This window comes from Tumebacillus flagellatus, assembly GCF_000714935.1.
In the GTDB taxonomy this organism is placed as follows: Bacteria; Bacillota; Bacilli; order Tumebacillales; family Tumebacillaceae; genus Tumebacillus; species Tumebacillus flagellatus.
In genome coordinates this window covers 182269-206848 of sequence record NZ_JMIR01000001.1, presented here as the reverse complement: position 1 = coordinate 206848, position 24580 = coordinate 182269, and the positions used below count along the sequence as shown (strand labels likewise).

General features: G+C 58.4%; 22 protein-coding genes, 1 riboswitch and 1 other annotated feature. All 22 genes read left to right on the top strand.

Features of this window, described 5'->3' with window-relative positions; translation table 11 throughout:
- Nucleotides 1-24: 24 nt before the first annotated feature.
- The 22 genes from EL26_RS00995 (at nt 25) to leuS (ending at nt 24464) form a co-directional block, all read left to right on the top strand.
- Nucleotides 25-1065 (top strand): substrate-binding domain-containing protein, encoded by a 1041-nt coding sequence (locus EL26_RS00995; protein ID WP_038083439.1) that lies wholly within the window; start codon nt 25-27, stop codon nt 1063-1065.
- Between the two features lie 63 nt (nt 1066-1128).
- Nucleotides 1129-2640, top strand: a complete 1512-nt coding sequence (locus EL26_RS00990) for a sugar ABC transporter ATP-binding protein (RefSeq protein WP_038083438.1) — start codon at nt 1129-1131, stop codon at nt 2638-2640.
- A 4-nt stretch (nt 2641-2644) separates the two neighbouring features.
- Nucleotides 2645-3781, top strand: coding sequence for a sugar ABC transporter permease (locus EL26_RS00985; protein WP_052035833.1), 1137 nt, complete (start codon nt 2645-2647; stop codon nt 3779-3781).
- A gap of 67 nt (nt 3782-3848) precedes the next feature.
- The gene (locus EL26_RS00980; protein ID WP_038083437.1) at nt 3849-6716 is read left to right on the top strand and encodes a sigma-54-dependent transcriptional regulator; all 2868 of its coding nucleotides are present in this window, start codon (nt 3849-3851) and stop codon (nt 6714-6716) included.
- On the top strand, nt 6713-7018 hold the full coding sequence (locus EL26_RS00975; RefSeq protein WP_038083434.1) for a PTS sugar transporter subunit IIB: 306 nt from the start codon (nt 6713-6715) through the stop codon (nt 7016-7018). Before EL26_RS00980 ends, EL26_RS00975 begins: the two co-directional genes overlap by 4 nt.
- 6 nt (nt 7019-7024) lie before the next feature.
- Nucleotides 7025-8365, top strand: a complete 1341-nt coding sequence (locus EL26_RS00970; protein WP_038083432.1) for a PTS sugar transporter subunit IIC — start codon at nt 7025-7027, stop codon at nt 8363-8365.
- A 101-nt stretch (nt 8366-8466) separates the two neighbouring features.
- Nucleotides 8467-8603: riboswitch (cyclic di-AMP (ydaO/yuaA leader) on the top strand.
- Between the two features lie 5 nt (nt 8604-8608).
- Nucleotides 8609-9301: a C40 family peptidase gene (locus EL26_RS00965; RefSeq protein ID WP_052035832.1), complete on the top strand. Its 693-nt coding sequence runs from the start codon at nt 8609-8611 to the stop codon at nt 9299-9301.
- Nucleotides 9302-9439: 138 nt separating this feature from the next.
- Nucleotides 9440-11506 carry a carbon starvation CstA family protein gene (locus tag EL26_RS00960; protein WP_038083429.1) on the top strand — a complete coding sequence of 689 codons (2067 nt, stop codon included), beginning with the start codon at nt 9440-9442 and terminating at the stop codon, nt 11504-11506.
- Nucleotides 11507-11527: 21 nt separating this feature from the next.
- The gene (locus EL26_RS00955; RefSeq protein WP_038083427.1) at nt 11528-11722 is read left to right on the top strand and encodes a YbdD/YjiX family protein; all 195 of its coding nucleotides are present in this window, start codon (nt 11528-11530) and stop codon (nt 11720-11722) included.
- Between the two features lie 62 nt (nt 11723-11784).
- Nucleotides 11785-12528, top strand: coding sequence for an alpha/beta fold hydrolase (locus tag EL26_RS00950; RefSeq protein WP_038083426.1), 744 nt, complete (start codon nt 11785-11787; stop codon nt 12526-12528).
- Between the two features lie 249 nt (nt 12529-12777).
- Complete coding sequence (locus tag EL26_RS00945) at nt 12778-13290, top strand: YqeG family HAD IIIA-type phosphatase (RefSeq protein WP_038083425.1); 513 nt, start codon at nt 12778-12780, stop codon at nt 13288-13290.
- 10 nt (nt 13291-13300) lie between these two features.
- Nucleotides 13301-14431, top strand: coding sequence for a ribosome biogenesis GTPase YqeH (gene yqeH, locus EL26_RS00940; protein WP_038083423.1), 1131 nt, complete (start codon nt 13301-13303; stop codon nt 14429-14431).
- A 91-nt stretch (nt 14432-14522) separates the two neighbouring features.
- On the top strand, nt 14523-14738 hold the full coding sequence (locus EL26_RS00935; RefSeq protein ID WP_152559132.1) for a hypothetical protein: 216 nt from the start codon (nt 14523-14525) through the stop codon (nt 14736-14738).
- Nucleotides 14739-14846: 108 nt separating this feature from the next.
- Nucleotides 14847-15686, top strand: coding sequence for a shikimate dehydrogenase (gene aroE / locus EL26_RS00930; RefSeq protein WP_038083419.1), 840 nt, complete (start codon nt 14847-14849; stop codon nt 15684-15686).
- Between the two features lie 65 nt (nt 15687-15751).
- The gene (yhbY, locus tag EL26_RS00925) at nt 15752-16042 is read left to right on the top strand and encodes a ribosome assembly RNA-binding protein YhbY (protein WP_038083417.1); all 291 of its coding nucleotides are present in this window, start codon (nt 15752-15754) and stop codon (nt 16040-16042) included.
- A gap of 24 nt (nt 16043-16066) precedes the next feature.
- Entirely contained in the window at nt 16067-16681 is a 615-nt protein-coding gene (gene nadD / locus EL26_RS00920) for a nicotinate-nucleotide adenylyltransferase (RefSeq protein WP_038083414.1), read from the top strand.
- Nucleotides 16659-17249 (top strand): bis(5'-nucleosyl)-tetraphosphatase (symmetrical) YqeK, encoded by a 591-nt coding sequence (yqeK, locus tag EL26_RS00915; protein WP_038083413.1) that lies wholly within the window; start codon nt 16659-16661, stop codon nt 17247-17249. The genes nadD and yqeK overlap by 23 nt, the downstream gene beginning before the upstream one ends.
- Nucleotides 17250-17319: 70 nt before the next feature.
- Complete coding sequence (gene rsfS, locus EL26_RS00910) at nt 17320-17667, top strand: ribosome silencing factor (protein ID WP_038083737.1); 348 nt, start codon at nt 17320-17322, stop codon at nt 17665-17667.
- Between the two features lie 75 nt (nt 17668-17742).
- Complete coding sequence (locus EL26_RS00905) at nt 17743-18489, top strand: class I SAM-dependent DNA methyltransferase (protein WP_038083411.1); 747 nt, start codon at nt 17743-17745, stop codon at nt 18487-18489.
- A 55-nt stretch (nt 18490-18544) separates the two neighbouring features.
- Entirely contained in the window at nt 18545-19822 is a 1278-nt protein-coding gene (locus EL26_RS00900; protein ID WP_038083410.1) for a LysM peptidoglycan-binding domain-containing protein, read from the top strand.
- 209 nt (nt 19823-20031) lie between these two features.
- Complete coding sequence (locus tag EL26_RS00895) at nt 20032-21543, top strand: acetyl-CoA hydrolase/transferase family protein (protein ID WP_038083407.1); 1512 nt, start codon at nt 20032-20034, stop codon at nt 21541-21543.
- A gap of 121 nt (nt 21544-21664) precedes the next feature.
- Nucleotides 21665-21916, top strand: a binding site (T-box leader).
- An 88-nt stretch (nt 21917-22004) separates the two neighbouring features.
- Nucleotides 22005-24464, top strand: a complete 2460-nt coding sequence (gene leuS, locus EL26_RS00890; protein ID WP_038083406.1) for a leucine--tRNA ligase — start codon at nt 22005-22007, stop codon at nt 24462-24464.
- The last annotated feature ends 116 nt before the right edge of the window (nt 24465-24580 follow it).

Genomic DNA, 24580 nt, shown 5'->3' with positions numbered 1-24580 from the left:
ACATTCAAAGGAGGAACACCCTGCATGAAAAAACTCGCGACTCTGATGTTGTCGCTGTTGATGGTCTTCGCGCTGGTGCTCGCCGGCTGCGGCAGCCAAGACACGAGCAGCAGCACGACCACATCCGGCAACGGCACGAAAAAAATCAAGATCGGCGTCTCCGTCGCCACGTCCCAAGAAGCGGTCTACAAATTCATGGAGCAAGCGATGCGCGACAACACGGAAAAAGACGGTGTCGAACTCGAATGGGTCTCCGCGAACAACGACGCCAACAAGCAGATGGGCGACGTGGAAAACCTGATCGCCAAGAAAGTCGACGTGATCATCCTGCACGCCGTCAACACCGGCACCGCGAAAAACATCGTCAAAAAAGCAGAAGCGGCGAAGATTCCGGTCATCGCGATGGACCGTCTCCCGGACAACGCGAAAGTCACCGCCTACGTCACCGCCGATTCGTTCAAAGTCGGGCAAACGCAAGCGGAATTCGTTCTGAAGCAACTGAACAACAAAGGCAACGTCGTGATCCTCGAAGGCGAAGCGGGCAACTCCGTCGCCAAGCAAATCACAGACGGCAACAAAGACATCATCTCCAAAAACCCGGACGTGAAGATCATCGCCGACCAACCGCACCAAGGCTGGGCGCGCGACAAAGCGATGGCGACCATCGAGAACCTGATCGCCAAGGGCGAGCACATCGACGCCGTTCTCGCCAACAACTCCGGCATGGCGATGGGCGCCGTGCAAGCTTTGAAAGCCAAGGGCCTGATCGACAAAACGGTCGTCATCGGCTCCGACGCGGATAAGGACGCATCCGTCTCCATCCTCCACAACGAACTGCGCGCCGACATCGACAAAAAACCGTACGACTTGGGCCTTGGCGCGTACAAAATCGCCGTCGCGACCGCGAAAGGCGAGAAGTGGCAAGACACCGTCAAAGACCTCGGCACCGTTTCGTCCACCGACAACGGCGATGCCGGCAAAGTCGACGTGCTGCTCACCCCGATCAAGTTGATCAACAAAGACAACGTCAAAGACATGGAACAACGTTGGGGCAAACTCGAGTAGACCGAACGCACCGATGGGGAGCGGCACGCGCGGCCGCTCTCTTTTTTCATAGGAGGTGAGAGCATGATCAAATTGGAAATGAAGGACATTCTCAAGGAGTTTCCCGGCGTGCGCGCCCTGAACGATGTCACCTTCTCCGCCAATCGGGGCGAAGTGCTGGCGTTGCTGGGCGAGAACGGCGCGGGGAAGTCGACACTGATGAAAATTCTCTCCGGCGTCTACCCGTACGGAACGTATGAAGGCGACATCCTCGTCGACGGTCAAGTCTGCCGGTTTGCCAACACCCGCGAGGCGGAACGCGCCGGAATTGCGATCATTCACCAAGAGTTGAACTTGATTCACGGGCTCTCGATTGCGGAGAACGTGTTTCTCGGGCGGGAACCGAAGACGAAGTGGGGCACGATTGACTGGAAGCGCATGCACGGAGAGACGCAAGCCTTGCTGGACCGCTTGCACTTGCCGTTTCACCCGACGCATCTCGTCTCGACGCTCTCGGTCGGGCAGCAGCAGATGATCGAAATCGCCAAAGCGATCTCCATTCAAGCACAGATTCTCGTGCTCGACGAGCCGACGTCGGCGCTGACAGAGTCGGAAGTGCAGAGGCTGTTTGACGTGATACGGGAATTGCGCCGCGAAGGGGTGACGATGATCTACATCTCGCACAAAATGGACGAGATCGAAGCGATCTGCGACGGAATCACCGTCCTGCGCGACGGCTCGTCGGTCGGGTCAGCGCGCATCGGCGACGTCACGCGCAACGAGCTGATCGCGATGATGGTCGGGCGCGACATCTCGCAGATGTTCCCGAAAGCGGAGTCCGTCCCGGGCGACGTCATCCTCTCCGTCCAGAACTACTCTGTCAAAAAATCCCCCGACACCTACCTGTTGCAAGACATCAACCTCGACGTCCGCGCCGGGGAAGTGGTCGGGCTTGCGGGCTTGATGGGAGCGGGGCGCACGGAGTTGGTCATGTCGCTGTTCGGGGCGCTCGGGCTGAAAGCGGAAGGCACCGTGCGGATTTCCGGGACGCGCGTGAACATCCAAACGCCGCGCGACGCCATCCAAGCGGGGCTTGCGCTGGTGACGGAAGACCGCAAGGAGTCCGGTCTCGTGCTGTCGATGAACGTGCGTGAGAACACGTCGCTTGTGTCCCTGCAAACCCTCTCGTCGCGCCTTGGCAAACTCGATCACAAGCGCGAGCACGGGCTGGCGGCGCGCTATATCGAAGAGCTGCGCACCAAAACGCCGTCCGCTGAGACCAACGTCAACAACCTCTCCGGCGGCAACCAGCAGAAGGTCGTGCTCGCGAAATGGCTGGCGACGCAACCGAAAGTGTTGATTCTCGACGAGCCGACGCGCGGCATCGACGTCGGGGCGAAAGTCGAAATCTACCAACTGATCAACCAACTGACGCAAGCCGGTCATGCGGTGATCATGATCTCGTCCGAACTGCCGGAAGTGCTCGGGATGAGCGACCGAATCGTCGTGATGGCGGAAGGGCGGGTGGCAGGAGAGTTGGCGCGTGCCGACGCCACGCAAGAGAGCATTATGAAACTGGCAACCAAGGGGGCATAATCGTATGAAAACCGCAACTGGTCTCCAGCGGGAGACGGTGCGCGGCGGACTGAACGGCCGCCACTTGCTCAACCGCTATTCCACGCTGATTGCGCTGGCCGTCCTGTTTGTGATCGCAAACTTCGTCTCGGAGTTTTTCGTTCAACCGCAAAACTTGACCAACATCACGCTGCAAATCGCCGTCAACGGCATCCTCGCCGTCGGCATGACGATGGTCATCTTGACCGGCGGCATCGACTTGGGCGTCGGCTCGGTCGTCGGCTTGACCGGCGTTATTCTCGGCATGACGCAGGGGTACGGCGTCGTGCCGGCGATTTTGGCGACGCTGGTCTGCGGCGTGCTGATCGGGCTGTGGAACGCGCTGTTCATCGCCCGCTTCAACATCCCGCCGTTTATCGCCACGCTCGGCATGATGACGATCGCGCGCGGCTTTGCGCTTTACCTCTCCAACGGGGCGGCGGTCGCGCTTGATGAGAACCAATTCTACGAGCAGCTCGGCACCGGGTTTTTGCCGATCAACATCTCGGCGGTTGTGCTCGGTTTGATCTTCCTGCTCGTCGCGTTCGTCGGCTTCAAATCGATGCGCCAGAAGCGCTTCTCGCTCGACTCGATCCTCGCGTTCGTGCTCTCGCTTGCGGGCGTCGGCCTGTTTGCGTGGATGTATCTGAGCTACCAAGGCATTCCGTACTTGATTCTCGTCTTCGCGGTCATCGCGCTGTGGGGCATCTGGGTGTTGACGCAAACGGCTTTCGGCCGCTATCTGTACGCGATCGGCGGCAACGCCAAAGCGGCGTACCTCTCCGGCGTCCGTGTGAAGAAAAACCTCGTCAAAGTCTATGTGGCGTCGGCGGTGCTGGCGTCGATCGCCGGAATCATCATGACGACCCGCGTCGGTTCGGCCGACCCGAACGGCGGCAACTCGTTTGAGCTCGACGCGGTCGCGGCAGCCGTCATCGGCGGCACGTCGCTCGCCGGGGGGTACGGCACGATCGGCGGCGCGATGATCGGGGCGTTCATCATCGGGATTCTGAACAACATCCTCATTCTCGCCAACGTCAACCCGTACTTCCAGTTCATCTTCAAAGGACTGATCATCATCGCCGCCGTGCTGTTAGACATGAAAAACAAGCAACAAAAATAACTATACTTGTTCGATTTTTATGATATTATAAATGAATAAAATAAGAATCGAACAAAGGAAGATGCCAATGAAGCGACAGCAACGAGTCGACCTTCTCCTCTATGAATGGACAACCGAACACTTCGACCTCGACGCAGTCGGTCCGGCTCACACTCAGGGGTTGACGGCGGAAGTCACCGGGGAACGGCTTGGCATCGACCGCAGCAACGCCAGCCGCGACCTAAACGGGCTGGTCGCGCAACGAAAAGCGATCAAGATCGGTGGAAAACCGGTCTTGTTTTTTTCCTATCAAGGATTGATCGAACGGTTGGGCGAGGACGCGCGCGGTCAAATCGCCCACGAGTACGGCTCGTGGCTGAGTTTTGCCGACATCGTCACGCGCATGCGCCGCGCCGTTTCGAAAAAAGCCGGGCAGACGCGGGTCTTCTGCCGCTCGGCGTTCGACTCGCTCCAAGGCAAGGACGGCTCTTTGAAAAAACCGATCGAGCTGGCAAAAGCGGCGATTCTCTACCCGCCAAACGGGCTGCACACGCTCTTGACCGGCTCGTCGGGAGTCGGCAAAACGCTGTTTGCCGACTGCATGTACCGCTTCGCCGTGGAGACGGAGCGCGTTCCGGACGGCTCGCCGTTTGTCGCGTTCAACTGCGCCGACTATGCCAACAACCCGCAACTGCTGCTCTCCCAGCTGTTCGGCGTGGAGAAGGGCGCGTACACCGGCGCGGACCGCGACCGTCCCGGCTTGGTCGAGAAAGCGGACGGGGGCGTGCTTTTTTTGGATGAAGTGCACCGCCTGCCGCCGGAAGGGCAAGAGATGTTGTTCACCCTGCTTGACAAGGGGGTGTTTCGCCGGCTCGGTGAAGCGGACACGTCGCGCAAAGCCAAAGTGCGGCTGATCGCGGCGACGACGGAGAACGTGCAGTCCGCGCTGCTCATGACGTTTATTCGCCGCATCCCGATGTGGATCAACATCCCGTCGCTGGACGAGCGGACGCCGGAGGAGCGCTATGCGCTGATCCTGTTCTTGTTTCAGGAAGAGTCGGCGCGCGTCCAACGTCCGCTCTGGATTTCGGCAGATGTGTTGAAAGCCTTGCTCCTGTTCGACTGTCCCGCCAACGTCGGGCAGCTCAAGAGCGAGATTCAACTGTTGTGCGCCCGTGCTTTCTTGGCGCAGATGCACGAAGAGAACGCCCACTTGCTGAAAGTGTTCTTGGAGAACGCGTCCGATCATGTGCAGCGCGGTCTGGTCAAGACGCCCGACCGACGGCAGGATCTGGAGCGGCTCCTGCAACACGTGCCGAAGGGGGTGCTCTTGCACAGCCAAGATGAGGAACGGCCGCACGTGCAGCATGAGGAAGAGAGCGTCTATGACATGCTGGAACAACAAGCGGTGGAACTGCGCGGGCGCGGGCTGAACGAGGAAGAGGTCAACCGCGTGCTCTCCGGCGAGATCGATGTCTACTTCCGGCGTTTCTTGCAGCGGGTGTCCCGGCAGTTTGAGTCGCGTCGACAGGACTTGGCGAAGATGGTCGGCGAAGAGTTTCTGCAAGTGGTGGAAGAGATGTTCGATCTCGCGTCCCGGCGCTTGGAGCGCGTGTTTTCTTCGCAGACGGTGTTCGGCGCCGCTCTGCACTTGCGGTCGGCGGTCGATCGCTTGCGCACCGGAGTGCCGTTGCAAAGCACAGGACTTGCCAACTTGCCTTTGGAAGCCCCGGAGGAATACCGGACGGCAGGGGAGATGGTGGAGTTTTTTGCGAAACGGACAGGCATTCTGCTGCCGGAGAGCGAAATCGGATTTCTCGCCACGATGTTGGCGGCGGCGCAAGAATCTCCGCAGTTTGCCCGCGTCGGCGTGATCGTGGCGGCGTACGGAACGTCGACGGCGGCTTCGATGCTGGAAACGGCGCAGAAGTTGCTCGGGACGTCGCACGGCGTTGCTTGCAACGTGCCGCTGGAAATGCCGCACGCAGAAGTGGTGGAGACGTTAACCCGGATGGCGCAGGAAACGGATGAAGGCAAAGGCGTGCTGCTGCTCGCCGACATGGGCGATCTGCTGGCTGTCGGCGACGCCGTTCAAGCGAAGACGGGGCTTCAGGCAGCGACGGTTCCGGGCGTGACGACGCGCTTGGTGATCGACGCGGTCCGCCGGGCGGCGTTTGCGCCGGGAACGACGCTTTCCTCTCTGCAAAACGGCCTCGTCCAACGGGCGCTCAGCGACACGTCTGCAAGCGCGGACCCGCAGGGCGTCCGGCGCGGAATCCTGCCGGTCGTCTGCGTGACGGGGCAAGGGTCGGCGATGCAGTTAAAAGCGATTCTGGAAGAGCGCTTGCTCTTGCCGGAAGATTACGACTTGCAGATCGTGCCGGTTTCGATCGCCTCCTTGGAGGAGACGCCGGAGCGGATGCGGAAATTGGTGGGCGACGGGCCGTTGCTCGCGGTGGCGGGCACGCTGAACCCGAACGTCGAGGGCGTGCCGTTCGTCTCGGCGCAAGAGATTTTGACAGGCGAAGGTCTGCGCCGCATCTCGCACTTGATCGGATCGACCCTGCAATGGCGGATGGGCGAGCAACCGGAGACGCCGATTTGGGAAGCGCTGATTGAAACGCTGCGCCGCACGGTGCTGCACGTCAATCCGTACTTCCTCGTGCCGGAACTCGTCAAAGCGCTGGAGCGGCTCTCGCAGATGTGGGGCCGGGAGTTGGATGTGGATTTGCAAATCGGCGTGACGATGCACTTGGTGATGGCGATTGAGCATCGCCTGAAGCGCGGTGTGTGGCCGACGGAAGAACGCGGAGAGTTGCCGCCGCCTGTGGAGGGCGGGGAACAGATTCTCTTGGCGCTCCAACGCGTGACCGACGCGCTCGAAATTGAAGTCCCGGCTTGTGAGCTCGGGCATCTCTGGAGATTGTTGGCGCAAGGAGAGGGGGTGCGTGGATGAATCGCAACATCGTGCTGGTTTGCTCCTTTGGACTGTCCACGTCGCTTCTGGTGAATTCGATGGAAACGGCCGCCAAGGAAGCGGGCGCGCAAGTCCGGATTCGGGCGATCGGCAGCAATGAAGTCCCGGACGTCGTGGACGAGACCGATGTGTTTTTGATCGCGCCGCAAGTGCGGTATCTGTTAAACGGAATCGCCGCACACGGGCTTCCGGCGGGCGTGATCGAAGGACGGGCGTACGCGCTGGCGGATGGACGAGCGGCGCTGCATCAAGCGTTGTCTTTGTTGGAACAGGGAGTTTGAGGCGGCATGGACAAACTGTTGAGCTTTATGGAACGGACGCTTCTGCCCGTCACGGCAAAGATCGTGGAGAACCGCTACATGCAGGCGATCCGCAACGCGTTTATTGGAAGCGCGCTGCCGATGATCATCGTCGGGTCGATTTTTCTGATTCTCGCCATCCCGCCGCTGCCGGACGGACTGCACGGCGGGTGGCTGGGACGTGTGAGCGAGTGGCTGACAGAAGCCCGTCCGATGCTGATGATCCCCTATCAACTCACGTTCGGGTTGGTGGCGTTCTGGGTCTGTTACGGCGTGGCGGAAAGCCTCGCCAAGCATTACAAAATGGACGGCGGGCGCGTCGGTCTGATGGCGATGGCGACACTGCTGGTGTTTTGCTTGCCCGTCGGCGTTCGACAGCACGGGCATCTGGTCGGATTGAGCGCAATTTCGCTCGACCGATTTCTCGACGACCTCGGCGCGGTGGGGCTGTTTGTGGCGATGCTGACCGGCATCGGGGTGGCGGAGTTGAATCGCTTCTTGCTCCGGCGCGGGTTGATTCTGAAGATGCCGCCCGCCGTTCCGCAGAACGTCTCGCGCTCGTTTGAGATGATGGTGCCGGCGTTTCTCGCAGTCGGCAGCGCGTTTTTGCTGGAATGGTGGGCGACGACGACTTGGTCGCCGCAACCGCTCGACCCGGCGACGGCGCTGACCCTGCCGCAGATCGTGATGGCGAAGTTGAGCTTCCTCGTGCAAGCGTCCGACACGCTGCCCTCGGCGATTTTGCAAATTTGGCTGATGATGCTGCTCTGGGCGGTCGGCATTCACGGGATGAACGTCGTATCATCGGTGGCGTATCCGCTGTGGCAGAACAATCTCAGTTCGAACATCGCGGAGTTGGGGGCGGGAGAGCAGGCGACCCATATCGTGTCGGAGCCGTTTTTTCATATGTATGCGCACTTGGGAGGGTCGGGGGCGACGCTGCCGTTGGTGTTCATGCTGCTGCGCTCGCACGTGTCTCAATTGAAGCAAGTCGGACGGGTGGCGCTCGTGCCGGCCTTGTTCAACATCAACGAGCCGGTCGTGTTCGGCGTTCCGATCGCGCTGAACCCGATTCTCGCGCTGCCGTTGCTCGCGGCGCCGACGGTGATTGTAACGATCAACTTCCTCGCGATGCACAGCGGGCTGGTTCCGGTGCCGACCGTGCAGCCGCCGTTGACGATGCCGGTGTTTCTCGGGGGCTTTCTCGCCGACGGGTCGTGGCGCGGGACGGTGTTGCAGGGTGTTGATCTCGCCGTTGCGGGGCTGATCTACTATCCGTTCTTCAAACTCTACGAAAAAAAACTCTCTCATTTCGCGGCGGGCGAATGAGAGATTTTCTACGTTTTGTACATTTTCTGTGTCGAAAAATTCACAAACCGGAATCTACTATTTCGTTGATTTCTGACAATTACTATGCTAGACTTTCATTATGTCGAAATTGGCCGAATCTGGTACGAAAACCAGTACGGGGGACTTTTTTCCAATGGGGTGAAGCCGCGCTGTTTGCGGCAGGGTTACTCTCGACCCGAACCCGTCAACTAACCTCGGAGGCCGCCAGGGAGGAACTTGATTTTGAAACGTATTGTACAAGCCTTGTTTGTTGCTGCCCTCGTCTTTGTTGCGCCGTCTCTGTCTACTGTGCAAGCGCATGCGGCTGTCACGTACGGACAGACTTTGATCACCATCGGGTCCACCGGTGATGATGTCACTCAAGTGCAAGCAGATCTTCGCTATCTCGGTTATTTTACATACCCGCAGAACACCGGTTACTACGGTGAGATCACGGCAGACGCCGTCCGCGCGTTTCAACGCGACCACGGCATTGAAGTCAACGGCAAAGTCGGGATCGAAACCGGCCCGGCGATCCGCAACGCAGTTGCCAAACTGAAAGCGGAGAAAGGCACGACCACCGGCGACCAAGTCGTGGAAACCGCTGAGAAGTACATCGGCACTCCGTACGCGTGGGCAGGAAGCTCGCCGTCCGGTTTTGACTGCTCCGGTTTTGTCGGCTATGTTCTGAATGAGTACGGTGTTTCCGTGCCGCGCACGGCAGCCGACATCTACGCAGGCGGTTCCGGCGTCGATTCTTTGAAAGCCGGCGATCTCGTGTTCTTCACTACATACGGCGCGGGGGCAACCCACGTCGGCATCTACATCGGCAACGACCAGTTCATCTCCGCGACCACTTCGCACGGCGTGAAGATCGACTCTCTGCATGACGGCTATTGGGGCCCGCGTTACATCGGGGCTCGCTCTTATCTGTAAGGTTTAGAACCGACCGTAGCTTCTACGGTCGGATTTTTTTTTTGCAGAAAGATGATAAATTCACAGATTTGTCGTATAATTCTCATAGTAAAACGGTTTCATATCGATTTCGATCTTATGAAGGGGGAACTCCATACCGTGAACAAGAACTTGCTTTCGATTCTGATCTGGACAGCGGTGTCGGTTCTCGGCGGCGTGGCGTTTGCGCTGCTGGCGATCAACAACGGCGAGACGATCTCCGCATCTTGGATCGTGGTGGCAGCTGTCTGCACGTACGCCATCGGGTATCGTTTCTACTCGAAATACATGGCGAAGAAAGTTTTCGGCCTCGACGACAAGCGGGCGACGCCTGCTGAAATCAACAACGACGGCAAAGACTATGTCCCGACCAACAAGTGGGTGCTGTTCGGTCACCACTTTGCGGCGATCGCAGGCGCAGGTCCGCTGGTCGGCCCGATCCTGGCGGCGCAGATGGGATACTTGCCCGGTATGATCTGGATTCTCGTCGGCGTTGTGCTCGGCGGCGCGGTTCAAGACTTTGTCATCCTGTTCGGCTCGATGCGCCGCAACGGGAAATCGCTCGGCCAAATCGCCAAGGAAGAGATCGGGCCGTTTGGCGGCGCGCTGGCTCTGATCGGCGTTCTCGCCATCATGATCATCTTGATCGCCGTCCTGGCGATGGTGGTCGTCAACGCGATGTTCCACTCGCCGTGGGCGACGTTCACCGTGTTCTCCACGCTTCCGATCGCGCTGTTCATGGGCTTGTACATGCGCTACATCCGCCCGGGCCGCGTGTTGGAAGGTTCCTTGATCGGCTTCGTGCTGTTGATGCTCGCTCTGTACTTCGGCCAAGTTGTGGCCGATTCGTCGATCGCGCACTACTTTGACTACTCCAAAACCACGCTCGCGTGGATGTTGATGGGCTACGGCTTCGTCGCTTCGATCCTGCCGGTTTGGCTGCTCTTGGCACCGCGCGATTATCTGTCTTCGTTCTTGAAGATCGGCACCATCGGTCTCTTGGCGATCGGCATCTTGATCGTCCGTCCGGAGATTCACATGCCGAAACTGACGTCGCTCCTCGACGGCTCCGGCCCGGTCTTCGCAGGTCCGCTGTTCCCGTTCCTGTTCATCACCATCGCCTGCGGCGCGATGTCCGGCTTCCACTCGCTGGTCTCTTCCGGCACGACGCCGAAGATGGTCATGAAGGAATCGCACACCCGCTTCATCGGCTACGGAGGCATGCTGATGGAATCCGGCGTCGCGATCATGGCGTTGATCGCCGCGTGCGCGCTGACGCCGGGCGTGTACTTTGCCATCAACTCTCCGGCTGCCGTGCTCGGCCCGGATGTGAACTCGGCTGTGGTCGCGATTCAGAAACTCGGCTTCACCATCGACGCCGCGACGCTCACGCAATGGGCGAAAGACGTCGGCGAGAACTCGATTCTCGCCCGCACGGGCGGCGCGCCGGCTCTGGCGGTCGGGATGGCGGCGATCTTCGCGAAGTTCCTCGGCGGCTCGGCGATGACCGCTTTCTGGTATCACTTCGCAATTCTGTTTGAAGCGGTGTTCATCTTGACCACGATCGACGCAGGGACGCGGATCGGCCGCTTCATGTTCCAAGATCTGTTCGGCAACATCGTGCCGGCGCTTGGCAAAACGGACAACACGTTCGCGAACATCTTTGCTTCGGCGTTGATCACAGCCGGTTGGGGGTACTTCCTCTACGCCGGTGTCGTCGACCCGCTGGGCGGGATCAACTCGCTGTGGGCGATGTTCGGGATTTCCAACCAGATGCTCGCGGGCATCGCGTTGACCGTGGCGACGACCTTCTTGCTGAAGTCCGGCAAGGTCAAGCATGTCTGGGTCACCGTCCTGCCGCTGATTTGGCTGTTGGCGACGACGCTTACGGCCGGTTGGATGAAGATCTTCTCGCAAGACCTCAAGATCGGCTTCCTCGTGCATGCCGACAAGTACCAAGCGTCGCTCGATGCAGGAAAACTGCTCGCTCCGGCGAAGGATACGGCACAGATGCAACAGATCATCTTCAACGACCGCCTCGACGCGGTGGTGTGCGGGATCTTCATGGCGATCGTCGTGCTGATCGTGCTCGACGCGGCGCGCGTGTGGATTCAAATCCTCTCCGGCCGCAAGACTCCTCCGCTGTCGGAAACGCCGTTTGTGCAGTCCAACAATTTGAACGCATAATGAAAACAGGGAGGGAGCGTCATGAAGAACGCCCTCGTCTGGATGAGCAAGGCGCGTTCCACCGTGAAGACGATGTTCGGGATGCCCGATTACGAAAAGTATCTCGAACACCACAACGCCACCCATCCTGACCAAGAACCGTTGAACGAGCGCGACTTCTATCTGCAACGCTTGAAAGAGCGCTACGACTCGGGGGAAGTGACCCGCTGTTGTTAACCCAAAGGCTGTGGCCGGTTCTCGGTCACAGCCTTTACCTTTTTTCGTAAGGGGAGAGAGACATGAGAGAGCGAATTGCAGCACCTGCGCTGGAACTGGAACCGTCGAAACTGGGAGGCGTCCCCGGCGTGCTGGTGCGCCCGGAGTCGGCAGGGGCGCTGCCGACGATGGTTTTTTACCACGGGTGGGGTACACAGGTGGAATGGTTTACGTTCCTCGCGACCGTGATGGCGCAGCAAGGGTACAACGTGTGGATGCCGGAAGTGCCGTTGCACGGACAGCGCGGGCATCTGGAGAACCACTTCAACGCCGAGGGGTACGCGCGGTATTGGGAAGCGGTGATGAGCGCGGTGGACGAAGTGCCGAACATGATCAGCGACCTCGCCGCACTCCCGTTCGTTGATGGGGCACGCCTCGCGTTGGTCGGCAGTTCGATGGGCGGGCAGATCGCGTCGGCGGCGTTTGCGCGCAATCTGAACGTGAAAGTCTTGGCGGCGGTCAACAGCGCCCCGAACTTCGTGAAGTTTGAAGACCACAGCCGGAAGCAGGAAGGCCGTCCGCCCGTCGATGGCCGCGAACGGGAGCGCTTGCGGGCGTATGATCCGATGGAGCAAGTGGCGGCGCTTGCGGGGCGCAAGATTCTGCTGCTGCACGGCACGGCGGACGAGATCATGCCGTTTGCGCTCACGGCCGAGTTTCACGAGAAGTTGGGCACGTCGGACTTGCGGCCCGCGCGCCATGTGGGGCATCATCTGACTCTCTCGATGCTGGAAGAATGTCTCGGTTATCTCCGCGACACGTTGTAAAAGCAGCGAGCAAGAGGACACAAAAACCTCCGTTCCATCGTAGAATAAAAATGGACAAGAAATACCAAAGCCTGTCGAAAAGGATTTTTCAACTCGTTTGTCTAATATCATGTAGTACAACAGTAGAGTAAAGGAAAAAACCTCTGTGCTACGCTCGAGCCGGCAACAGAGGTTTTTTCCTTTTTAATTTGGAAATTGTATGATATTCTCAACAGGTGACGGACATACCTAAACATGAGGTGAGATCCCATGCGTCGATTGGTACCCAGCCTCTTCGTGGAATCGGTGTACGAGATTGATCTCGAACAACTGAAAGCGCGTGGAGTGCGCGGCATCATCACCGACCTCGATAATACGCTGGTCAGATGGGACGAACCGGACGCGACGCCGAAGATCTTGCAGTGGCTCGACCACGTGCGCGACACTTACGGCATCAAAGTCTGCATCGTCTCCAACAACAATCATCATCGGGTGGAGCGGTTCGCAAAGCCCTTGAACATCCCGTGGATCGCCAAAGCCAACAAGCCGAAGAACGCACCGTTTCACCGGGCGCTCGAAGTGCTTGGCACCAAGCGCGAAGAAACGGTCGTCATCGGAGACCAACTGTTTACCGACGTGCTGGGCGGGAACAGAATGGGATTGTACACCGTCCTCGTCGTACCGATCGGCGAGAAGGAGTTTATCGGCACCAAAGTTCTGCGCGCGATGGAACGCTTGGCGTTTGCGTATCTGCGCAGACGCGGAATGATACCTTGGGAGTGAAGAAAACAACATGTCTGAACTTGATCTTGACTTGACGTGCAGCGGCTGCGGCATCGTAATCCAGACGGAAGAGAAGTCGGAGCCGGGCTATGCACCGCTCAACTCTGTCATCGAACGCGAGTTTCCGGTCTGCCAGCGCTGTTACCGCATCAAGCATTACAACGAAGTGGCGCCGGTTCCGCTGAACAACGCGGGCTTTCAGAAGATTCTCTCCGACATCGGCCGCCGCAACGCGCTGGTCGTGAAGGTGGTCGACCTGTTTGACTTCGCCGGATCTTGGGTGAAGGACATCAAGAAGTACGTCGGCAAGAACCCGATCCTGCTCGTCGCCAACAAAGCCGACCTGCTTCCGCGCAGCACGAACTGGGAGCGCGTCGAGAACTGGCTGAAGTACGAAGTCAAAAAGCAAGGCGTCGAAGTCGACCAGATCTTCCTCGTCTCCGCCAAGAAGCGCATCGAGATCGAGAACGTGAAGACGGCGATCGAAGCGCGCGCCGGCAAGCGCGACGTCTATGTCGTCGGCACGGCGAACGTCGGCAAGTCCACGCTGATCAACGGGCTGTTGAACTTGTTTGGCGAAGAGGAAGGCGCGGAGTTGACCACGTCGCGCTATCCGGGCACGACGCTCTCCACGATCTCCATCGAATTGCCGGGTCACGGCAGAATCATCGACACGCCGGGGATCATGACGAAGCACCGCTTGACCGACCTCGTCTCGCCGAAGGGCTTGCGCGACATCACGCCGGAAGCGTACATCAACCCGAAAACCTACCAGCTCAATGACGGGCAAACCCTGTTCCTTGGCGGCCTCGCCCGCGTGGATTATGTCGAAGGCCCGAAGCAAGGCTTTACCGTGTATTGCGCCAACCAGTTGAACGTGCACCGCACGAAGCTGGAGAACGCCGACGAGCTGTACGCCAAACACCTCGGCACGCTGTTGACCCCGCCGTATGAGGGAGAAGAGATCAACCCGGTGCTGACCGAGTGGGTCACGCATTCCTTCACGCTCAAATCGGGCCATCCGCAAGACGTGGTGATCTCCGGCATCGGCTGGGTTACGTTGCGCGGTCAGCACTACACCAACGTGCGCATTCACGCGCCCAAGGGTGTCGATGTACATACCCGCCGCGCGCTGATTTAGTCGAAATTCCTGTCATAAACCCTCCCCTGTCTCCCATAATCTAGGGTACACGCGTTTTTTCGACAGAACGACCGCGGGAGGGGGAGGAAGTTTGAGAGGAGCAGCACGGCGAAGAGTGGAAACGGTGGTGGAGAGTTTGCCGGGCTTGGGTGTCGCACTTCGATTGGACGATTTGATCCATTCCCTGCACCAAGGGGTGCAGACGGTGCGCCACCAACAGCCGGAATTGGTCGATTACCACCTGTACGATTTGCAGTTTTCATTTGAAAGCACAGGGATGCGCCTGCAGATCGAGTTTCGCAAATAACGGAATCAAAAAGGATCTGCCCAGATGCGGGCAGATCCTTTTTTTGTGTCTTGCGTTCCTGACAGGTTCGGTAAATCATGCTAGACTTGAGGCAAGGAGGGATTGGATATGACTGTAAGCCGTACACGGCTGACCGGGCTGTTTGGACATCCGGTTGCGCATTCCAAGTCGCCGCAGATGCACAACGCGGCGTTTGCCCATCTCGGACTGGATTTCGTCTATGCAGCGTTTGATGTGTTGCCGGAACGGGTGGGACAAGCGGTAGAGTCCATCCGGACACTCGGCCTTCGCGGCGTCAACGTGACGATTCCGCATAAGGTGGCGGTCATGCCGTTTCTTGATGAAATCAGCGAAGCCGCCCGCCGCATCGGAGCGGTGAACACCATCGTCAACGACGAGGGGCGACTGATCGGATACAACACCGACGGGATCGGCTATCTCTCCGCTTTGCGCGAAGAGACAGGTTTTGCGGCACAGGGCAAGAGCGTGCTCCTGCTTGGAGCGGGCGGAGCGGCGCGCGCGGCGGCGACGCAACTGGCGCTCGACGGCGCTTCCCGCGTGACGCTCGCCGTTCGCAATCCGGACAAAGCGGCGGAGGTGCTCTCCTCGCTTGCCGATTTGACTCAAGCGCAAGCGGTGCTGCTGGACGAGGTAGCTGCGACGGTCGGCGAATACGATCTCGTGGTGAACACAACGCCCGTCGGCATGCACCCGCATGTGGACGAAGTGCCGCTGGACACGACGTTGCTTGTGCCGGGGCAACTCGTGAGCGATCTGATCTACAACCCGCGAGAGACGCGTTTTTTGCAAGAGGCCAAAGCGCGGGGCTGCGGGGTCAGCGGCGGGCTTGGAATGTTCATCCACCAAGGAGCGGAGGCGTTCCGGCTCTGGACCGGGGTCGAGGCTCCCACGGATGTGATGCGGAAAACGGTGGAATCCTGTCTGTAGGCTGTGTTATACTTTCATTTTGGACAAGCTTGGAACAGCTACCGACGTAAAGGAGTTTTTCGCATATGTTAACTGGTAAGCAAAAGCGGTACCTGCGCTCTCTGGCGCACCATCTCAACGCGGTGACCCAAGTGGGCAAAGGCGGAGTTTCTGAAAACATGATTGAACAGCTCAACTTGGCGCTTGAGTCTCACGAGCTGATCAAAGTTTCGATTTTGCAAAACTGCGAAGAGGACAAGGACGTCGTCGCAGAACAGCTGGCGGAAGGCACCGGCGCTGAATTGGTGCAACTGATCGGCAAGCAGGTCGTGCTGTACAAAGAATCGACTGAGAACAAACAAATCGAACTTCCGTAGACCTTGTGTGCAGGAGGTGATCCCATGCGGCTTGGCATTTTCGGAGGCACGTTCGACCCGATCCACATCGGGCACCTCGTCGTGGCTCAAGTGGCCCTCGAAGAAGCGGGCTTGGACCGCGTGCTGTTCGTTCCGGCGGGCGTCAACCCGCTGAAAGTCGGGCGCACCGTCACGGACGGCTCGCACCGTCTCAAGATGGTGGAGCTCGCCATCGCCGACTCTCCGCAGTTCGGCGTCACTTCGTGGGAACTGGACCGCCCCGGTCCGTCGTTTACGGTGGACACGGTGGAGCACATCCGCGAACAGCATCCGGACGATGAGCTGTTTTTGATCATCGGAGCGGACAACTTGCGGCTGTTGCCGAAGTGGAAATCGGTGGAGCGGATCTTGGAGCAAGCGACCCTTCTCGCGCTCAACCGGCCGGGTGAAGACCTCAAAACCAGTTGCCAGATGGTGCTTGCGCTGTATCCGCACATCAACGAAAGCGTCCGAATCGTGGACATGCCGGGTTTGGACATCTCCTCGACGTGGTTGCGTGACAGATTGTGTCACAATCTGTCTGTCAAGCATCTCCTTCCCGCCGAGGTCATACGGTATAGTGAGGAGAACAAGTTATATGACGATTCCGTTAGTCAGTGAAACCAAAGTCAAAGAAAAAGTCCGCTCCGTGTTAAGCGATGCTCGTTTCCAGCACGTCTCCGGCGTGGTGGAAGCGGCCGACATGCTGGCGAAACGCTTCGGCGCAGACGCATTCAAAGCGCGCCTCGCCGCTTGGACGCACGATTACGCCCGCGAATGGCTCGTGGAGCAATGGTACGAAGTCGGACGCGCGCGCGGCGTGGATGAGGCGTTTTTTGAAGTGGCGGAAACGCTGCACGGCCCGATTGTGGCGACGATGCTGCGCGAGGAGTTCAACATCCACGACGAAGAGATCGCCGATGCCGTGCGGTATCACACGACCGGCCGCGTCGAGATGACCTTGCTTGACAAAGTGGTCTGTTTGGCGGACTACATCGAAGCCGGACGCAACTACCCCGGCGTCGAGGAGCTCCGCAAACTCGCCGAAACCGATTTGGATGAGGCGCTCGCCACCGCATTTGACGGGACTATCCGTCATTTGCTCGACCTGCACAAGCCCGTTTTTCCCTTGACCTTGCTTGCCCGCAACGATTTGTGGCAAAAAATCAAGGACAAGCGGAAACTTTAATACCACTTGTCGAATACTATGGTAGCAGGTGCACCCCCCAACTCCACATTTTTTAGGAGGCATGTCAATGTTGAGAGAACGAGTTTTGGAATTGGCGCGATTTGCGGCTGACGCTGCCGCAGATAAGAAGGCGAACGACGTGGTGATTTTGGACATCGCAAACTTGTCCGTGCTCGCCGATTATTTCATCATCTGCAGCGGAAATTCCAACACTCAGGTGCAAGCCATCGCGGGCGGCGTCGTCGAGAAGATGGAAAAGCGCGGCGTCCACAAAAAAGCGATGGAGGGGTACGACGAAGCTCGCTGGATCCTCGTGGATTTTGGGGACGTCGTGGTTCACGTCTTCCGTGCGGAAGAACGTGAATTCTACAACCTTGAACGCGTATGGGGCGACGCTCCGCAATTGAGTGTCGTGTAATTCGTGGAACATCTGGGAAACGCATCACCAGCACGAACGAGATTTTCAAAACGTGAAGCAGCGAGGTTTTACACTGTGACAGCTTATGGAGAGTTTGCCGAGTATTACGATCTGCTCATGCAGGATGCTCCGTACGAACGGTGGATGACCTTTTTGGAAGAGGCGATGGCGCGGTTGGATCTGAAACCGCGCCATATTGCCGATTTGGGGTGCGGCACAGGCAAGCTGACCCTCGAGCTTTTCCAAAGAGGCTATACCGTCACCGGAGTGGATTTGTCGGAAGAGATGCTGATGATCGCCCAGAGCAAACTGGAGCGGCCGTCGCCGAAACTGCGCTTTCTCTGCCAGGATCTGCGCGAATTGGTGCTTCCGGAGCCGGTCGAGTTGGCGGTGTCGTTTTGCGACTCGCTCAGTTACATCGTGGAAGAAGAAGACTTGAGGGCGACGTTTGCACGCGTTCGGCAGAATTTGAAGCCGGGCGGGTGTTTTTTGTTTGACGTGCACTCGATCTACAAGTTGCAAGAGAAGCTCGGCAACAATGTGTTTTATGAAGACAACGAAGAAGTGACCTACCTGTGGCAAAGCCGTTATGACGATCAACGGCAACAGGTGGAGTATGACATTACGTTTTTTGCTTTGGAGGATGCGGACGAGGAATTGTATCGTCGGTTTCATGAGTTCCACGTACAACGCGCCTACGAAGTGGACGTCCTGCGGGGTTTGTTAAATGATTGTGGATTCACAACGGTAGAAGTATATGCGGACTTTGGCTGGGACGTGCCGACAAAAACCGCGGAACGATTGTTTTTTGTAGCGAGATAGGTGTCTGCCACATATCCTGTGGGTACTCCAACTCCAGGAGGGTGGATGGGCGCTCATGTATGTACACGTGGTCAAAAAAGGCGAGAACTTGCACGCCATCGCCCGCGCCGTCGGCGTGGAGGCGGACAGCATCGTGGACGTGAACGGAATGGAAGCGGACCCGCTCGTGCCGGGGACGACGTTGCTTGTGCCGACGGGGGTCCCGACGCTTTTGCAAACGTACACCGTTCAAGAGTCGGACTCGTTGCGCAAGATAGCCAACCAGTTTCACATCCCGGAAAAAATTCTCCTCGCCGCCAACCAGAAGTTGGCGCGCGATTCGTTGCCGGTCGGACGCGTGTTGACCGTCCCGCTGCCGGTGTTGCACAAAAAACGCATGGAAGTCAATCTCCGCTTGGAAGTGCAAGGGGAGTATGAGGAAATGGCGACGCTCGACGACGCGGCGGAGCACATCTCGTCTCTTTCGCTGGCGGCCGCGCTGGTGTCCGAAGAGGGAGAGCTCTCGTTGCCGCCGCTGTATGAAAGCCGCAAGCAAACGGTGCGCCCCGTGTCGCGGCTGTTGCTGGTCGCGCCGGAAGATGACGAGGCGTCCGCGCGCGTGGTGATGTACGGGCCGAGCCGACGGGAGTTTTTTCAACAGGTGCGGCCTTGGTTGGACCAAGACGAGTTTGCGGGGATCCACTTGGAATTCACGAACTTGCCGCCGTCGGCGAGGCTTGCTTTCGTCGGATTTGTGCGCGAGTTGGCGCTGCGCGTGCATCAGAAGCGAGGCAAACTCTACCTCGCCGTCCCGCCGCACCAGCATGACGATCCGGAGCATCCCCGCCACGGGGCGTATGACATCGGCGTGTTGCAGACGTTCGTCGACCGCATCGTCTGGAACGCGGAAGACTGCGGAGGGCGCGTGGACGGCCCGCCGATGGCGCTCTCGCCGCTGCATCTCGTCCGCCGTTCGCTCGCGTATGCAACAGGCAGGGTGCCGCGCCGGAAATTGCTGCTCGGCATGCCGTTCTACGGGTTCGATTGGGCGGTGCCGTACCAAAGCGACCGCATCGCGTCACTCGTCTTACACGGCCCGGAAGTGAATCCGGACCTCGTGCAGGAAGCGCCCAAGCAAATTCATTGGGACGACCGGGCGATGTCGCCGATGTACACGTATCGAGCGGAGGACGGGCAACAGCGCCAAGTCTGGTATGAAGACTTGCGCAGCATCGCCGCGAAGCTCTGCCTCGTCCATGAACTCGGCCTCGCCGGGGTTTCGGTGCAGGTGCAAGGGATGGCGATGCCGGGAGTCTGGCCGTTGTTGAGCGATGCGTTTGAGATTGGAAACTAAAGTTCTGTGAACTAAACTATTCGCAAGGCGAAATACTGAGGGTCGGGCAGGGACCCTCAGTTTTTTGTGTGAAAAAGAGGGAATTTCGAGGATTATGCCATCTTAACAAATTCGACACAAACCGTGTCAATTGGGTACCCTTAAGACAATAAGTTTCATCGACCAATCGTTTGGATACTTAAGAAAGAACAAGAGAGAGGGACCAGCATATGTATATGGATCGGATTCGACTTAAATCGTTGATAGGAAAAATCGTATCGGCTGAAGAAGCAGCCACTCATATACACGACGGGATGACGGTCGGCATCAGCGGCTTCACCCGCGCAGGGGACGCGAAAGTTGTGCCGCTCGCACTGGCGCGCCGCGCGCAAGAAGAAGCAAAGCCGCTGAAAATCAACCTCTGGACGGGCGCTTCCGTCGGCGACGAAGTCGACCGCATCTTGACCGAAGCCAACGTGCTGGCGCGCCGCCTGCCGTTCCAAGCAGAACCGGTGCTGCGCAAAGCGATCAACAGCGGCGACGTGATGTTCATCGACCAGCATCTCAGCCAAACGGTCGAGATGATTCGTTCCAACCAGATGGGGAAAATTGACGTAGCAATCGTGGAAGCGGTTGCAATTACGGAAGAGGGCGGCATCGTGCCGACGACGTCTGTCGGCAACTCCGGCACGTTCGCGATCTTGGCGGACAAAGTGATCGTCGAGCTCAACCTCGCGCAACCGCTCGACCTCGAAGGGATGCACGACATCTACATCCCGACGCGCCGTCCGTACCGCGAACCGGTTCCGGTTTTGCGCCCGCAAAACCGCGTCGGCCTGCCGTTCATTCCGATCGACCCGTCGAAGATCGCCGCGATCGTCATCACCGAGAAAGCGGACAACACGTCCAACGTCACGGCTCCGGATGCCGAAACGCAAACGATGGCAGACCACATCGTCGATTTCTTCACGCATGAGATGAAGCACGGCCGCCTGACCGAAAAACTGATGCCGCTGCAATCGGGCATCGGCTCTGTGGCGAACGCCGTCATGCACGGTTTGATCAAATCGCCGTTCCACGACCTGACGATGTACTCGGAAGTATTGCAAGACTCCGTGTTCGACTTGATGGACGACGGCAAGATGGTGTTCGCGTCCGGCTCTTCGATCACCCTCTCTCCGTCGAAAGCGCAGCAGTTCTTCCAAGACATTCAAAAGTACAAGGACAAGCTGATCCTGCGTCCGCAAGAGATCTCCAACCACCCGGAAGTCATCCGCCGTCTGGGTCTGATCGCGATCAACACGGCGCTGGAAGCGGACATCTACGGCAACATCAACTCCACGCACGTGGGCGGCACTCACATGATGAACGGGATCGGCGGTTCGGGCGACTTTGCCCGCAACTCCTACATGTCGATCTTCGTCACGAAGTCGCTGGCGAAGGGCGGCAACATCTCCTCGATCGTGCCGATGGTCACGCACGTCGACCACACCGAGCACGATGTGGACATCCTCGTCACGGAACAGGGCCTTGCCGACCTGCGCGGCCTCGCTCCGCGTGAACGCGCGAACGTGATCATCAACAACTGCGTGCATCCGAGCTACCGCGAACTGGCGCTCGACTACTTCCGTGAAGCTTGCGCGCGCGGCGGTCAAACTCCGCACGTGCTGGAAAAAGCGTTCTCTTGGCACCAAAACTTCAAAGAGCACGGTTCGATGAAAGGTGCGCCCGTCACCCAGTAATTGTGTCCCGTCAAGAAACTCGTGTCTCTTGAAATAATACAAACAAAATAGTTCGTCCGCGTTGACAAAACAAAAATGGATTGCGTATACTACTAACAACAAAGCCCGACAGCATATGTCGAAAACAGCGGTGAAGAGGACCAGTACTTCGTGGAATCCTTGCAGAGAGTCGGCGGGTGGTGCAAGCCGACAGGATGGATGCGGACGAACTCACCTCAGAGCTGCAACAGGGAACCGTCTGGAAACGTCTTTCAGATCGGCTACTTGTTGCCGGATTCGTCCACGTTACCGGACGCCAATGAGGGCGACGCCATTTTTTGTCGCCGAAGCAGGGTGGTACCACGGGAAGATAACCTAACCTCTCGTCCCTAGCGCAACAGACGCTGGGGGTGGGAGGTTTTTATTTTGTGTCCTGACCTCCAGCCAGCAGAATCTACACTCTACAGGAGGAGGAACTCTCCATGTCTGAACATCGCTACGTGCCCTCTGAGGTCGAAGCCAAATGGCAAGAGAAGTGGGAAGCGTCGAACGCGCACGACACCACTCATGATCCGAACAAACCTTTCTATTATTGCTTGGAGCAATTCCCGTACCCGTCCGGCCGCCTGCACATGGGCCATGTTCGCGTCTACTCGATCGGGGACGTCGTCGCCCGCTTCAAGAAGATGCACGGCCATAACGTCCTGCACCCGATGGGATGGGACGCGTTCGGGATGCCGGCGGAGAACTTCGCCATCCAGCACGGCGTGCATCCGAACGTTTCCACGCATGACAACATCGCGTTCATGCGCAACCAGCAAAAGCAACTGGGTCTGTCCTACGACTGGTCCCGCGAACTGGCGACCTGCGACCCGGACTACTACAAGTGGACGCAGTGGATCTTCCAACTGTTCTACGAGCGCGGCTTGGCGTATAAGAAGAAAGCAGCCGTCAACTGGTGCCCGGAATGCTCGACCGTTTTGGCAAACGAGCAAGTCATCGACGGTGAATGCTGGCGTTGCGACAGCGAAGTCGTCAAGAAAGACCTGGAGCAATGGTTCTTCAAGATTACCGACTACGCAGACCGCTTGTTGACCGATCTGGAGCAACTGCAAGGCGGTTGGCCGGAGCGCGTCATCACGATGCAGCGCAACTGGATCGGCAAGAGCACGGGTGCTGAGATCACCTACGGAATTCACGGCCGCGACGAGACGTTGACCGTGTTCACCACCCGTCCGGATACGCTGTACGGCGTTTCGTACGTCGTGTTGGCACCGGAGAACGAACTGGTGCAGAAGCTGATCGAGGGCTACGCAGGAGCGGCAGAGGTACAAGCTTTCATCGACAGCGTCCGCAAAGCGTCCGAAATCGAGCGCACGTCGACCGACACGGAGAAAGTCGGCATCTTCACCGGGTCGTATGCGGTGCATCCGCTGACCGGCGAGAAACTGCCGATCTGGATTGCCAACTACGTGCTGCCCGACTACGGCACCGGCTGCGTGATGGGCGTTCCGGCGCACGACGAGCGCGACTTTGAGTTTGCGACGAAGTACCAATTGCCGATCGTCCCGGTCATCGACCCGGGCCACCAAGACGCGCTGACCGAAGCGTTCACCGGCGAAGGACGCTTGATCAACTCTGCGGAGTTCAACGGCATGGCGAACACCGAAGCGCTGACCAAGATCGTGGAAGTGCTGGAGCAAAAGGGAATCGGCAAAGCGACGACGTCCTTCCGCCTGCGCGACTGGCTGATTTCCCGTCAACGCTACTGGGGCGCGCCGATCCCGATGATCAACTGCCCGTCTTGCGGCACCGTGCCGGTTCCCAAAGACCAACTGCCGGTGCTCTTGCCGGAGCACGTCGACTTCGGCGTCAAGGGCAAATCGCCGCTGGAAACCAACGACGAGTTCGTGCACACGACCTGCCCGTCCTGCGGCGGCGCGGCACGCCGTGAAACCGATACGATGGATACGTTTATCGACTCTTCGTGGTACTACCTGCGCTACACCGGCAAGGGCGACGGGACGCAGCCGTTCGATACGGAAGCGGCCAACAACTGGCTGCCGGTGGACAAATACGTCGGCGGCATCGAGCACGCCATCTTGCATTTGCTGTACTCCCGTTTCTTCACCAAAGTTCTGCACGACGCAGGTTTGGTCAACTACACCGAGCCGTTTGAAAGTTTGTTGACCCAGGGCATGGTCGTCCTGAACGGGGCGAAGATGTCGAAGTCCAAGGGCAACGTCGTCTCGCCGGAGGACATCATCAACAAGTACGGCGCGGACACCGCGCGCGTATTCATTCTGTTCGCAGCACCGCCGGACCGCGACCTGGAGTGGAGCGACCAGGGCGTCGAGGGCGCGCACCGCTTCTTGAACCGCGTCTGGCGCATGGTGGAAAACCACATCCCGATTCTGCGCAAGAACAATTTGAAAGCGGACGCATCGGGCGACGCGGCGAAGAAACTGCGCATGGCGACACACGCGGCGATCAAGAAAGTCACCGAAGACATCGGCACCCGCTACCAGTTCAACACCGCGATTTCCGCGATCATGGAACTGGTCAACGCGATCTACGCGTATCCGGAAGGCGCAGATGCGGGCACCAAAGCGGAAGCGATCCGCACGGCTGTCATCTTGCTGCACCCGGCGGCGCCGCACATCACGTCCGAACTGTGGGAGATGATGGGCGAAACGTCGAAGCTGTACGCGCTGGAATGGCCGGTTTACGACGAATCCGCACTGGCGATGGACGAAGTGGAATATGTCGTCCAGATCAACGGCAAAGTGCGCGAGCGTCTGGTCTTCCCGAAAGAAGCGACCAAGGAAGAAGTCGAAAGCCAAGCGATTGCATCGGAGAAAGTGCAAGCGCTGCTCGAAGGCAAATCGATCAAGAAAGTGATCGTCGTCCCGGGCAAATTGGTGAACGTGGTCGTAGGTTAAGCTTTCAATTATAGGGTAAATTTGCAAATCCTGCAGAGACCCATTCTCTGCAGGATTTTTCTCTTTTGCGTCGAAAACGTAAAAGTACGGGATTTCAATGTAGGAGGAAAACAGAG

Excerpts from the sequence above, each read along its gene's own strand:
- EL26_RS00945 (WP_038083425.1), top strand. The coding sequence starts at position 12,778 with ATGCGTCGATTGGTACCCAGCCTCTTCGTGGAATCGGTGTACGAGATT.
- EL26_RS00975 (WP_038083434.1), top strand. The coding sequence starts at position 6,713 with ATGAATCGCAACATCGTGCTGGTTTGCTCCTTTGGACTGTCCACGTCG.
- EL26_RS00980 (WP_038083437.1), top strand. The coding sequence starts at position 3,849 with ATGAAGCGACAGCAACGAGTCGACCTTCTCCTCTATGAATGGACAACC.
- yqeH (WP_038083423.1), top strand. The coding sequence starts at position 13,301 with ATGTCTGAACTTGATCTTGACTTGACGTGCAGCGGCTGCGGCATCGTA.
- EL26_RS00900 (WP_038083410.1), top strand. The coding sequence starts at position 18,545 with ATGTATGTACACGTGGTCAAAAAAGGCGAGAACTTGCACGCCATCGCC.
- EL26_RS00990 (WP_038083438.1), top strand. The coding sequence starts at position 1,129 with ATGATCAAATTGGAAATGAAGGACATTCTCAAGGAGTTTCCCGGCGTG.
- EL26_RS00895 (WP_038083407.1), top strand. The coding sequence starts at position 20,032 with ATGTATATGGATCGGATTCGACTTAAATCGTTGATAGGAAAAATCGTA.
- leuS (WP_038083406.1), top strand. The coding sequence starts at position 22,005 with ATGTCTGAACATCGCTACGTGCCCTCTGAGGTCGAAGCCAAATGGCAA.
- EL26_RS00985 (WP_052035833.1), top strand. The coding sequence starts at position 2,645 with ATGAAAACCGCAACTGGTCTCCAGCGGGAGACGGTGCGCGGCGGACTG.
- EL26_RS00970 (WP_038083432.1), top strand. The coding sequence starts at position 7,025 with ATGGACAAACTGTTGAGCTTTATGGAACGGACGCTTCTGCCCGTCACG.
- yqeK (WP_038083413.1), top strand. The coding sequence starts at position 16,659 with ATGACGATTCCGTTAGTCAGTGAAACCAAAGTCAAAGAAAAAGTCCGC.
- EL26_RS00995 (WP_038083439.1), top strand. The coding sequence starts at position 25 with ATGAAAAAACTCGCGACTCTGATGTTGTCGCTGTTGATGGTCTTCGCG.
- EL26_RS00950 (WP_038083426.1), top strand. The coding sequence starts at position 11,785 with ATGAGAGAGCGAATTGCAGCACCTGCGCTGGAACTGGAACCGTCGAAA.
- yhbY (WP_038083417.1), top strand. The coding sequence starts at position 15,752 with ATGTTAACTGGTAAGCAAAAGCGGTACCTGCGCTCTCTGGCGCACCAT.
- aroE (WP_038083419.1), top strand. The coding sequence starts at position 14,847 with ATGACTGTAAGCCGTACACGGCTGACCGGGCTGTTTGGACATCCGGTT.
- nadD (WP_038083414.1), top strand. The coding sequence starts at position 16,067 with ATGCGGCTTGGCATTTTCGGAGGCACGTTCGACCCGATCCACATCGGG.
- EL26_RS00955 (WP_038083427.1), top strand. The coding sequence starts at position 11,528 with ATGAAGAACGCCCTCGTCTGGATGAGCAAGGCGCGTTCCACCGTGAAG.